This window comes from Teichococcus coralli (assembly GCF_009829925.1).
Taxonomy (GTDB): domain Bacteria; phylum Pseudomonadota; class Alphaproteobacteria; order Acetobacterales; family Acetobacteraceae; genus Pseudoroseomonas; species Pseudoroseomonas coralli.
Genome location: NZ_SNVJ01000028.1, coordinates 35,060 through 46,335 on the forward strand (window position 1 = coordinate 35,060; position 11,276 = coordinate 46,335).

10 protein-coding genes are annotated in these 11,276 nt (G+C 70.1%); 9 read left to right on the top strand and 1 reads right to left on the bottom strand.

All coding sequences use genetic code 11. From position 1 onward, the window contains the following. Positions 1-61 precede the first annotated feature (61 nt). From deoC to E0493_RS21015, 9 genes are all read left to right on the top strand, one after another. A complete protein-coding gene (deoC, locus tag E0493_RS20975; RefSeq protein ID WP_160939222.1) occupies positions 62-760 on the top strand; it encodes a deoxyribose-phosphate aldolase in 699 nt (232 codons plus the stop codon). Positions 761-803: 43 nt separating this feature from the next. Next, on the top strand, positions 804-1,859 hold the full coding sequence (locus E0493_RS20980; RefSeq protein ID WP_235913926.1) for an autoinducer 2 ABC transporter substrate-binding protein: 1,056 nt from the start codon (positions 804-806) through the stop codon (positions 1,857-1,859). A gap of 71 nt (positions 1,860-1,930) precedes the next feature. After that, positions 1,931-3,427, top strand: coding sequence for a sugar ABC transporter ATP-binding protein (locus E0493_RS20985; protein ID WP_160939223.1), 1,497 nt, complete (start codon positions 1,931-1,933; stop codon positions 3,425-3,427). Then, positions 3,424-4,416, top strand: a complete 993-nt coding sequence (locus tag E0493_RS20990; protein ID WP_160939224.1) for an ABC transporter permease — start codon at positions 3,424-3,426, stop codon at positions 4,414-4,416. Before E0493_RS20985 ends, E0493_RS20990 begins: the two co-directional genes overlap by 4 nt. A 12-nt stretch (positions 4,417-4,428) precedes the next feature. Next, a complete protein-coding gene (locus tag E0493_RS20995) occupies positions 4,429-5,421 on the top strand; it encodes an ABC transporter permease (protein WP_160939225.1) in 993 nt (330 codons plus the stop codon). 18 nt (positions 5,422-5,439) lie between these two features. Continuing rightward, positions 5,440-6,522: an aldose 1-epimerase family protein gene (locus E0493_RS21000; protein ID WP_160939226.1), complete on the top strand. Its 1,083-nt coding sequence runs from the start codon at positions 5,440-5,442 to the stop codon at positions 6,520-6,522. Positions 6,523-6,531: 9 nt separating this feature from the next. Next, positions 6,532-7,473, top strand: coding sequence for a ribokinase (gene rbsK / locus E0493_RS21005; protein ID WP_160939227.1), 942 nt, complete (start codon positions 6,532-6,534; stop codon positions 7,471-7,473). Between the two features lie 33 nt (positions 7,474-7,506). Next, on the top strand, positions 7,507-7,935 hold the full coding sequence (locus E0493_RS21010) for a secondary thiamine-phosphate synthase enzyme YjbQ (protein ID WP_160939228.1): 429 nt from the start codon (positions 7,507-7,509) through the stop codon (positions 7,933-7,935). A gap of 162 nt (positions 7,936-8,097) precedes the next feature. Continuing rightward, entirely contained in the window at positions 8,098-9,891 is a 1,794-nt protein-coding gene (locus E0493_RS21015; RefSeq protein ID WP_160939229.1) for a glucan ABC transporter ATP-binding protein/ permease, read from the top strand. Positions 9,892-10,277: 386 nt separating this feature from the next. On the opposite strand, the gene E0493_RS21020 is transcribed toward E0493_RS21015, so the two are convergent. Then, on the bottom strand, positions 10,278-10,787 hold the full coding sequence (locus E0493_RS21020; protein WP_160939230.1) for an HPF/RaiA family ribosome-associated protein: 510 nt from the start codon (positions 10,785-10,787) through the stop codon (positions 10,278-10,280). Positions 10,788-11,276: the final 489 nt, after the last annotated feature.

Here is an 11,276-nt window from a genome sequence, read left to right on the forward strand (position 1 = left end):
GACAAACGGGCAGATCGAGCCGCGGCGGAAAGCCCGCCCGGCACGGAGGACACCAGCTTCGATGGCCAATTCCGCAACCGGGCCGCTTTCGCCCGATCAACTCGCGCCGTTGATCGACCACACCCTGCTGAAGCCTGAAGCGACGGCGGCCGAGGTGCTGCGCTACTGCGAGGAAGCGCGGCGTTTCCGCTTCTGCTCCGTCTGTGTGAACCCGGTGCATGTCGTTGCGGTGGCCGAGGCGCTGCGTGGCAGCGGCGTGAAGACCTGCTCGGTGGTGGGCTTTCCGCTCGGCGCGACCACGCCGCGGGACAAGGCCGCCGAGACCGCCAACGCCGTGCGCAACGGTGCTGACGAGATCGACATGGTCATCAACATCGGCGCGCTGCGCGAAGGGCGGCTTGATGCGGTCCGCGAGGATATTGCCGCGGTGCGCGCCGCCTGCCCGGGCAAGGTGCTGAAGGTCATCATCGAGACCTGTCTGCTGGACGACGCGCAGAAGCGCGAGGCCTGCCGGCTGGCGGCCGAGGCGGGGGCGGATTTCGTCAAGACATCCACGGGCTTCTCGACCGGTGGCGCGACGGTGGCCGATGTGGCGCTGATGCGCGGCGTGGTCGGCGCCGCGCTGGGAGTGAAGGCATCGGGCGGCATTCGCACGCTGGAGGCGGCGCAGGCGATGATCTCCGCCGGCGCCACGCGGATCGGGGCAAGCTCGGGCGTGGCGCTGGTCACGCAGGCGCCGGCCGTGGCCGGCAGCTACTGACGGAACGTTGCGACAGATGCGAGGGAAGGAAACAGCAATGGTCATGATCAACAGGCGCGCCTTCGGTGCGCTCGCCGCGGGTGGCGCGCTGGCCGCGACGATGGGCCGGCCGGCCTGGGCGCAGGGCAAGGCGGTGGATGCCGCCAAGGTGCCTGACTTCGTCAGCGCCAAGGCGGGCAAGAAGCGCGTCATCGCCACCGTGGTGAAGGTGGACGGCATCGCCTGGTTCGACCGCATGCGCGAGGGCGTGAAGCAGTTCGGCGCCGACCAGGGCCACGACACCTGGATGGTCGGCCCGAGCCAGGCCGACGCGGCGGCGCAGGTTCAGCTCGTCGAGAGCCTGATCGCGCAGGGCGTGGATGCCATCTGCATCGTGCCCTTCTCCGTCGAGGCGGTGGAGCCGGTGCTGCAGAAGGCCCGCAACCAGGGCATCGTGGTGATCTCGCACGAGGCCTCGAACCTGCAGAACATGGACTACGACATCGAGGCCTTCGACAACCACGCCTATGGCGCCAAGCTGATGGAGGTGCTGGGCAAGCAGACGGGCGGCGAGGGCAAGTACGTCGCCACCGTCGGCAGCCTCACCTCGCAGTCGCAGAACCAGTGGATCGACGGCGCGGTGGCCTACCAGAAGGAGCACTTCCCGAAGATGCAGGAGGTGACGCGGCGCATCGAGACCTATGACGACGCGACCACCGACTACAACAAGCTCAAGGAAGTGCTGACCGCCTATCCGGACCTGAAGGGCATCCTCGGCGCGCCGATGCCGACCTCGGCCGGCGCCGGACGCCTGATCTCGGAGCGCAACCTGCAGAACAAGCTGTTCTTCTCCGGCACCGGCCTGGTTTCCGTCGCCGGCGAGTACCTGAAGAACGGCGCGATCGACTACATCCAGTTCTGGGATCCGGCGGTGGCCGGCTATGCCATGAACATCCTGGCCGTCATGGCGCTGCAGAAGAAGGCCGTCGGCGCCGGGCTGGACCTTGGGCTCAACGGCTACCATGACCTGAAGGCGCCCGATCCGAAGTCTCCGAACGTGCTGGTCGGCCAGGGCTGGGTCGGCGTCACCAAGGAGAACATGGCTCAGTACAACTTCTGAGCCGGCGCCTCCCGCCTGGCTGACACGCGGGGCGGCCCGGCGCCGCCCCGCGCCTTTCGTGACGGATCACCATGACCGCTCCGCTGATCGAACTGCGCCATCTCGGCAAGAGCTTCGGCGCCGTGCGCGCCCTGGAGGACGTCTCGCTCGCCATCGGGCGCGGCGAGATCCACTGCCTCGCCGGCGAGAACGGCTCCGGCAAATCCACGCTGATCAAGGTGATCTCGGGCATCTGGCAGCCGGACAAGGGCGAAATCCTGTTCGACGGCAAGCCGGTGCACGCCATGACGCCGCGCGACGCCATCGCCCGCGGCGTGCAGGTGATCTACCAGGACTTCTCGCTGTTCGGGAACCTGAGCGTCGCCGAGAACCTCGCGCTCAGCAACGAGCTGCAGGAGGGGCGCAGGCTCGTTTCCTGGGGCCGCGTGCGGCGCATCGCCCGCGAGGCGACCCGGAAGCTGGGCGTGGACCTCGACCTCGACGCGCTGGTGGAAACGCTGCCGACCGCCGGCAAGCAGCTCGTCGCCATCGCCCGCGCGCTGATGTCCGACCCGCGCCTGCTGATCATGGACGAGCCGACCACGGCGCTCACCGGGCGGGAGGTGGAGGCGCTGTTCCGCGTGGTGCGCGACATCCAGGGCCGCGGCATCGCCGTGCTCTTCGTCAGCCACAAGATGCGCGAGATGCTCGACATCAGCGAGCGGCTGACGGTGATCCGCAGCGGCCAGGTGGTCGCCGCCGGGCCGATCGGTGAGTTCGACGAGGCCAAGATCACCCGCGCCATGACGGGCCAGGAGATCGCCGCCGAGGGCTACCGCTGGGAAGCGCAGCCCGGCCGGAAGCCGCTGCTGGAGGTGTCCGGCCTGACCGTGCCCGGCGAGATCGAGGACGTGAACCTGCGGGTCATGCCGGGCGAGATCGTCGGCATTTCCGGCCTGCTGGGCTCGGGGCGCACGGAGCTGGCGCTGGCGCTGTTCGGCATGAAGCCGGGCCATGCCGGCAGCATCCGCCTGGAGGGGCGCGAGTTGCGCCTGGGCAGCGTGCAGGACGCCATCGCCCATGGCATCGCCTATGTGCCGGAGGACCGGCTGACCGAGGGCCTGTTCCTCACCCAGACCATCGACCGCAACATGCTGGCCACCTCGCATGACCGGCTCAGCCGCATGGGCGTCCTGCAGGGCGGCCGCGCCGCGCGCGAGGCGGCGGCGATGATCCGCGAGATGGCCATCGCAACCCCCACCGGCAACCGGCCGGTGACGCAGCTCTCGGGCGGCAACGCGCAGCGCGTCGTCATCGGCCGCTGGCTGATGAACGACCCGAAGCTCTTGATCCTGAACGGCCCCACGGTGGGCGTCGATGTCGGCTCCAAGGCCGGCATCCACCGCAAGATCCGCGAACTGGCCCGCGCGCGGGGCCTGGGAGTGCTGATGATCTCCGACGACCTGCCGGAGCTGGTGGACAACTGCAACCGCATCCTGGTGCTGCACCGCGGCCGCCTCGTCTCCGAGGTGGCGGCCGAGGAGACCAGCGAGGCGGCGCTCAGCGCCCAGCTCGGAGCCCTCGCATGAGCGGGCTCGCCAATGCCCTGCGCCGCCATCCGGAGCTGATGGTGGCCGCCGTGCTGGTGCTGGCGGTGGTGGTGATCGGCGCGGTCAACCCGGTGTTCTGGCAGCCCTCCAACATCTTCAGCCTGCTGCGCGCCAGCGTCATCAGCGGCATCCTGGCGCTGGCCGTGCTGCTGGTGATGCTTTCGGGCGGCATCGACGTCTCCTTCCCCGCCTTCGCCATCGCCGCCATGTACCTGACGGTGAAGGCGATGATCGCCTGGGGCTTCGACGGCGTCGTGCTGCCCTTCCTGATGGCGAGCGGCATCGGCCTCTGCCTGGGGCTGGTGAACGCGGTCTTCGTCCATTATTTTCGCATGATCCCGCTGATCGTCACGCTGGGCACCGGCACCGCCGTGCGCGGCTTCATCCTTGGCGCCGTCGGCACCAGCCAGATCAACATCGGCCAGATGCCGCCTGACCTGATCGATTTCGCGCGCACCGAGCTGTTCGCCGTCGCGCGGCCGGATGGCAGCATGGCGGGGCTCTCGGCGATGGTGCTGGTTTTCGCGGTGATCGCCCTGCTGGTGCACCTGATGCTGCGCCACACCATGATGGGCCGCAGCATCTACGCCCTCGGCGGCGGCGAGGAGGCGGCGCGCCGCGTCGGCTTCAACGTCCGGCGCACCACCTTCTTCATCTACGGCCTGGCCGGCGCTTTGGCGGGCTTCGCCGGCCTGCTGCACGGCGCGATGATCTGGACCGCCAACCCGCGCGACATGGTCGGCATGGAGCTGGACGTGATCGCCGCCGTGGTGCTCGGCGGGGCCAGCATCTTCGGCGGCCGCGGCACGGTGATCGGCGCGGTGCTCGGCGTGCTGACCTTTGTCGTCATCACCAACAGCCTGATCATCCTCGGGGTGGACACCACCTGGCAGCGCATCGTCGTCGGCCTGATCGTCATCGCCGCGACGGCGGTGACCGCCTGGCGCGACCGCAAGCGGTTGGCCTGAGGGAGAGGACCGATGAGCGCCATTCTCCAGCGCCTGCGCCGCGCCGACACCAACCTGCTGCAGCTCCTGGTGCTGACGGTGCTGATCTTCGCCGGCATGGCGGCGCTGAACCCGGAGCGCTTCCTGCGCCCCTATGTGTTCCAGTCCATCACCTTCATCGCGCCGGAGCTGGGGCTGCTGGCGATCGCGATGATGGTGGCCATGCTGACCGGGGGCATCGACCTTTCCGTCATCGGCATCGCCAACCTGTCCGCCATCCTGGCCGGGCTGTTCTTCCATGCCGTCGGCGGCGCGCGCGGGCCGGAACTGGCGAACCTGCCGCTGCCCACGGTGCTGGCGGGCATCGGCATCGCGCTCGGCATCGGCGTAGGGGCGGGGGCGATCAACGGCTTCCTGATCACCCGGTTGCGCATCACGCCTATCCTGGCCACCATCGGCACCGGTCAGGTGTTCACCGGCATCTGCCTCGTGCTGACCGGCGGGCCGGCGGTGGTGGGCTTTCCCAAGCTCTGGGGGATGATCGGCAACGGGACGATGTTTGGCGTGGCCGCGCCGCTGCTGGTCTTCCTGGTGGTGGCGGGGCTCGTCTGGTTCATGCTGGCGCGCACCGCCTTCGGCATCAACCTGGCGCTGATCGGCACCAACCCGAAGGCGGCCGTCTTCGCCGGGCTGCGCACCGCGCGCACCGTCTTTCTCTCCTATGTGCTGACCGGCGTGCTGGCGAGCATCGCCGGCATCCTGCTCTCCGGCCGCACCAATGCCGCCAAGTCGGACTACGGCGTGTCCTACCTGCTCCAGGCCGTGCTGATCGCCGTTCTGGCGGGCACCAACCCGGCGGGCGGGCGCGGCTCGGTGCCGGGGGTGGCGCTGGCGCTGGTGGCGCTGATGCTGCTCTCCTCCGGCCTGCAGATCATGCGCTTCAACAACTTCCTGGTGGACCTGATCTGGGGCGGCTTCCTGCTGCTCTCCATCGCGCTCACCTCCTGGCGCAGCCGGGTCCGCTGAGAGGGGAGCCCGCACATCATGGCCGCCACCATCCCGCTGCACCCCGCCCTCTGCGGCGAGGCCGAGAAGACGGTCCTCACCGCCGGGCCGCTCTCCGCCAGCCTGTTCCGCTTCGCCACCGGCGTGCCCGCGCTGCGGCTGCGGAACGCGCGCGGCGCGCTGGTCATCCTGCCCTGGATGGGCGGCATGGTCTGGTCGGCCGCCTTCGACGGCGTGGACCTGACCATGGCGAGCGGCTTCGACGCGCCGCGCCCGGCGCAGACCATCGCCGAGACCTATGGCTGCTTCGCCTTCCATTCGGGCCTGCTGCGCAACGGCGTGCCGGCGGCGGAGGACGACCACGCGGCGCATGGCGAGTTTCCCTGCGCGCCGATGCAGCGCGCCTGGCTTGAGCTGGGCGAGGACGCCGGTGGCCCCTTCCTGCGCGCGGTGAGCGAGCGCGAGTACGTCATGGGCTTCGGCGCACACTACCGCGCCTATCCCTCCGTCACGCTGCGCCCGGAGGCGACGCTGTTCGAGATCGGCCTCGCCGTGGAGAACCGCTCCGGCAAGCCGATGGAGCTGATGTACATGTGCCACATCAACTTCGCCTTCGCCGCGGGGGCGCGGATCGTGCAGCCGGCGCCCTTCACGCCGGAGCGGACGGCGGTGCGCCGCGCCGTGCCCGCGCATGTGCGGCCGAACCCGGACTATCTCGCGCTGATCGAGGATCTCGCCCGCGACCCCGCCCGCATGGAGCGGCTGGACGAGCCGGCGCGCTACGACCCCGAGCAGGTCTTCTACCTCCACGGCCTCGGCACCGACGCGGCGGGCGAGACGCACCTGATGCTGCAGCGGCGGGAAGGGGATGGCTTCGGCATCTCCTACGCCCCGGCGCAGTTCCCCCACACCGTGCGCTGGATCATGGCCGACCCGGACCAGCAGGTGGCGGCTTTCGCGCTGCCCTCGACCTGCCAACCCGAGGGCTACGCGGCGGAGAAGCGCAAGGGCCATGTGCGCGAGCTGCCGCCGGGCGGCCGCGCGGACTTCGCGGTGCGGACCGGCTATCTGGACGCCGCCGCCACCGCCCGCATGGGCGGGCTGATTTCTTCCCTGGGTTAGGAGCGGGCCATGGGTAAGCGCATCGGTGTGGTCGGCAGCAACATGGTCGACCTTGTCACCTACATCGACCGGATGCCGGCGGCGGGAGAGACCCTGGCGGCGCCGGCCTTCGCCATGGGGCATGGCGGCAAGGGCGCCAACCAGGGAGTGGCGGCCGCCAAGCTCGGCGGCGAGGTGGTGATGGTCAGCCGCGTCGGCGACGACCTGTTCGGCGGCGGCACCATCCGCAACTTCGAGGCGCTGGGCATCGACGCGCGGCATGTCCGCGCCGTGCCGGGCACGCAGAGCGGCGTGGCGCCGATCTTCGTCGATCCGGCGGGCGAGAACCGCATCCTGATCGTCAAGGGCGCCAATGAGCGCCTGCTGCCGGAGGATGTGGAGGCCGCCGCCGAGGAGCTGAAGACCTGCGGGCTGATCCTGCTGCAGCTCGAAATCCCGCTGGAGACCATCTATCACACCATTGCCTGGGCAGCGCGCCAGGGCATCGAGGTGCTGCTGAACCCCGCGCCGGCCGTGCCGGAACTGGATGTGGAGCGCATTCTCGATGCCACCTTCCTGGTGCCCAACCAGACCGAGCTGACCATCCTGACCGGCATGCCCGCCGACACGCGCCAGCAGGCCGAGGCGGCGGCGCGGACCCTGGTGGCGCGCGGCGTGCGGCAGGTGATCGTGACGCTGGGGGCCGAGGGCGCGCTGCTCGTCTCCGCCGAAGGGCCGGCCGTGCATGTACCCTCCGTGCCGGTGAAGCCGCACGACACCAGCGGCGCCGGCGATGCCTTCATCGGCGCCTTCGCGCAGCACTACGTCGCCAACCGGGACGTGCTGGCGGCGCTGCGCTGGGGGACCCGCTACGCGGCGGATTCCATCACCCGGCCGGGGACACAGAGCGCCTTCGCCGATGCCGAGGGCTTTGCCCGCTTCTGTGCGGCGGTGGACAAGCAGGCCGGCTGAGCCGCGCCGGCCATGGGGTGAAAGGGCGGCAGCATGCGGCAGGCACAGCATCGCCTGACGGTTCCGACCCCGGGCAGGGGCCTTGTCGAGATCACGATGGAGGTCTGCCGCTGGGTGGCCGGGCAGGACATCGGGACAGGGTTGCTGGTTATCTGGTGCCGGCACACCTCCGCCTCCTTGCTGGTGCAGGAGAATGCCTCTCCCGAGGTCCGGGATGACCTGGAGGACTTCCTTTGCCGGCTGGTGCCCGAGGGCGGGGCAGGGCGGTACCGGCACGAGGAGGAAGGGCCGGACGACATGCCGGCCCATATCCGCGCCGCCCTCACCCAGACACAGCTTTCCATCCCTGTCGCCGCCGGCCGGCCGGTGCTGGGGACCTGGCAGGGGATCTTCCTTTGCGAGCACCGGTCGCGGCCGCATCGCCGGGAACTTGTGCTGCACCTCATGGGCGAGGCGCACTGAGCTCGCGCCGGGCAACGCCGCCATGCCGCGATCGCGCCACGGCTGCGGCGGAAAAGCCTCGGCTCGGTCGCAATCTGGTCACGCGGCGGTGAGATAAGGGGGGCGCCCGCCCAGGGCAGGGGCGGGCCCGCCGCCAACCTTGCCCGTTCAGATACACGACCCATGCATATGCTGAAGGTTTACGGCCGGGTTCTCGGCCTGCTGCGCCCGGAATGGCGGCGCTGCGCACTGATGCTGGCCTGCAGCCTGGCCATCGCCGCGATCGGCTTCCTCGATCCCGTGCTGTTCGGCCGGGTGGTGGACCTTCTCTCTCGCTCCGCCAGCCTGCCGCCCGAGCAACTCTGGCCGGAGGCGGCCTCGCTGCTCGGCCTTTGGGCGGTGGTCGGGCTGGCCGGCATCGGCGCCGGCATGGCGGTGGCGCTGGTGGCGGACCGCATGGCGCATCGCGCCCGCATGCGGGAGATGAGCCGCTTCTTCAGCCATGCGCTCTCGCTGCCGGCGGCCTTCCACGGCAAGGTGCATTCCGGCGCGCTGATGCGCATCCTGACCAGCGGCACGGACACGCTGTTCCACCTCTGGCTCGGCTTCTTCCGGGACCAGTTCGTGGGCTTTCTTTCCGTGCTGGTGCTGCTGCCGCTCACCATGCTGCTGAACTGGCGGCTCTCCCTGGCGCTGATCGCGCTGGTGCTGCTGTTCGGCGCGCTGACCGCCTTCGTGATCGGCCGCACCCAGGCGCTGCAGAAAGGCGCCGAACAGTGCCACCTGAAGCTGGCCGCCTCGGCGCAGGACGCCTTCGCCAACATCGCCGTGGTGCAGGCCTTCACCCGCCTGGCGGCGGAGCGGCGCAGTTTCGCCGCGCTGCAGGGCGCGGCGCTTGCCCAACAGTTCCCGGTGCTGAACTGGTGGGCGGTGATCTCGATCCTGACCCGCAGCGCCAGCACGCTGGCCGTGCTGAGCATCGTCGTGCTGGGCACGGTGCTGCATCTGCGCGGGCAGGCGAGCGTCGGCGAGATCGTCTCCTTCATGGGCTTCGCCGCCATGCTGATCGGCCGGCTGGAGGGGCTGGTCTGGTTCGCCTCCAAGCTCTTCGCGCATGTGCCCGTGCTGGACGAGTTCTTCGCCGTGCTGGACGCCCATAGCGCGGTGCCGGAGGCGCCCCGCGCAGCGCCGTTGCACGCCGTCGCCGGCCGGGTGGTGTTCGACGAGGTGGGCTTCGCCTATCCGAACGGCCCGGCCATTCTCGCGGGTGTGTCCTTTACCGCGGAGCCGGGGCGGGTGGTGGCGCTGGTCGGCGCGACGGGCGCCGGCAAGTCCACGGCGATGACGCTGTTGCAGCGCGGCTGGGACCCGGTCGGCGGCCGGATCAGCATCGACGGGCAGGACCTGCGCGCGGTCACGCTGGAAAGCCTGCGCGGCGCCATCGGCGTCGTGTTCCAGGACAGCCTGCTGTTCAATCGCTCGATCCGGGAGAATCTGCTGGTCGGCAAGCCCAGCGGCACCCAGGCGGAGCTGGAGCAGGCCTGCCGCCTGGCCGAGGCGCACGACTTCATCCTGCGCCAGCCGCAGGGCTACGACACGCTGGTCGGCGAGCGCGGCGGCACGCTTTCCGGCGGGCAGAAGCAGCGCCTCGCCATCGCGCGCGCACTGCTGAAGAACCCGCCGATCCTGATCCTGGACGAGGCGACCTCCGCGCTGGACGCCGCCACCGAGGCGAAGGTGACCCGCGCGCTCAAGGCGCTGATGGCCGGGCGCACCACCTTCGTCATCGCCCACCGCCTGTCCACCGTGCGGGACGCGGACGAGATCCTGGTGTTCGACGCCGGGCGCATCGCCGAGCGGGGCGGCTTCGACGCGCTGGTGGCGCAGGGCGGCGTTTTCGCGGCCCTGGTGGCCAGCCAGATGCCGGCCGCTGCCGAGCCAGTCGTGGTGCCCTTCCCGGCGGCGCGCGCCGCCTGAACGTTCGCCGCCTGAACGTTGCGGGGCGTGGCGGGAGGATCGCCCAGGGAGGTCGCCGAGGCGCCGGGAGGGAATCTGCCCGACCGGCCCGCCTCAGGGCGCCGTCCTGTCCCTCTTGGAGGGCGGCACGACGCTCTCGCGAGGCGGAGCATCCTCCGCCGCCGCGCAGCGAAGATGGCTCTGCAGGAACTCGGCCCAGATCGGAGAGGAGAGAACCGAGCGGCGAAAGGAAGCCTGCCGCTGCCTGCCCAAACCCTTCCGGTGCGTCCTTCTGCCACTCGGTTCCACGGTCCCCTCCGATGCTTCAGGGAAAGCCCAGCCGGATCGGCTGCTGGAAGGCCGCGACGGCGGCCTTCGCAAGGAGCGCCCTTCGGGTGGCCGAAAGGCTATTCGGCGGCCATCGGCCAGTCGCGCCGCGTCGCAGGCCGGCCGCCCGATGCCGGCTCAGGAAACGCGGCCTCGTCCTCCATGCCGTCATCGAGCAGGCCAAGAAGCTCATCGCGTTCCGGCACCGGCGCGCCATGCAGGCGGAAGAGGGAATCCTTGGCCGGGTTGGCCGGCTTGTCCTCCCGCAGCGCTCGCTTCCGGCGGCGGAGTTGCTTCGCGACATGCTCGGCCGCCATGACCAGCGCACCATTGGCATCCCGGTGCATGGCGCGCCCGTCGAAGTCGATCGCGCCGGCCACGCGGAAGCGGATGTTGCAACAGAAGCCCACGCCCTTGGCCTGGCGCGAGAAGATGACGGTCGCATCCGCCGCGCGGCCGAAATACTTGGCGGCGAGAGCTCTTATGCGGCTGGCCGCACTGGTCTTGAGGGCCTCTCCCACCTCAAGCTGGTGGCCTTCAACGGCGACGCGGGTGTTCTCTGGCGAATCGGACCAAACAGAGCCTGCCATTTTGGTGCGGTGCCCCTCTGTGAGGTTATGGGTTGCGGAAGAACGGTAGCGAGATCAGGACACGTTCAGAAACGTGTAATAAGGAGCTGGCCTTCAACTGAAGGTGAAGGTTCTTCAGCCTTCCGCCACCTGATGCCCGCTACGCCCTGGCTCCCGACACGCTGCGCTGTCCGGCGCTGCCGGATGCACCTTGGGTGCGGCGACGTCCTGCAGGTCAGGCCCGCAGCGGCAAAGGGGCGGCCGGTAGCCCCGGTGAATTCCCGTTCAATGGCCACAACCTCCAGGCCCCGGACAATCCGGCAGGGCGGAGCGGCCGCCGCACCGCGCCACCCGTCTCGCCCCACGCCGGCCGGAGGGCGGGCTTGTGTGGGCACGGGTGGCGTCGGCGGCGTGGATGAAGTTCCTGGCCCGCCGCCGTCACGGGAGCATTCTCCGTTCGCTCTGGCTCACAGGAAATGCTCTAGAGCGGTTTCCGATCAGTCTGCATCG

Coding starts and splice junctions, on each gene's coding strand:
- deoC (WP_160939222.1), top strand. CDS start 62: ATGGCCAATTCCGCAACCGGGCCGCTTTCGCCCGATCAACTCGCGCCG.
- E0493_RS20980 (WP_235913926.1), top strand. CDS start 804: ATGATCAACAGGCGCGCCTTCGGTGCGCTCGCCGCGGGTGGCGCGCTG.
- E0493_RS20985 (WP_160939223.1), top strand. CDS start 1,931: ATGACCGCTCCGCTGATCGAACTGCGCCATCTCGGCAAGAGCTTCGGC.
- E0493_RS20990 (WP_160939224.1), top strand. CDS start 3,424: ATGAGCGGGCTCGCCAATGCCCTGCGCCGCCATCCGGAGCTGATGGTG.
- E0493_RS20995 (WP_160939225.1), top strand. CDS start 4,429: ATGAGCGCCATTCTCCAGCGCCTGCGCCGCGCCGACACCAACCTGCTG.
- E0493_RS21000 (WP_160939226.1), top strand. CDS start 5,440: ATGGCCGCCACCATCCCGCTGCACCCCGCCCTCTGCGGCGAGGCCGAG.
- rbsK (WP_160939227.1), top strand. CDS start 6,532: ATGGGTAAGCGCATCGGTGTGGTCGGCAGCAACATGGTCGACCTTGTC.
- E0493_RS21010 (WP_160939228.1), top strand. CDS start 7,507: ATGCGGCAGGCACAGCATCGCCTGACGGTTCCGACCCCGGGCAGGGGC.
- E0493_RS21015 (WP_160939229.1), top strand. CDS start 8,098: ATGCATATGCTGAAGGTTTACGGCCGGGTTCTCGGCCTGCTGCGCCCG.
- E0493_RS21020 (WP_160939230.1), bottom strand. CDS start 10,787: ATGGCAGGCTCTGTTTGGTCCGATTCGCCAGAGAACACCCGCGTCGCC.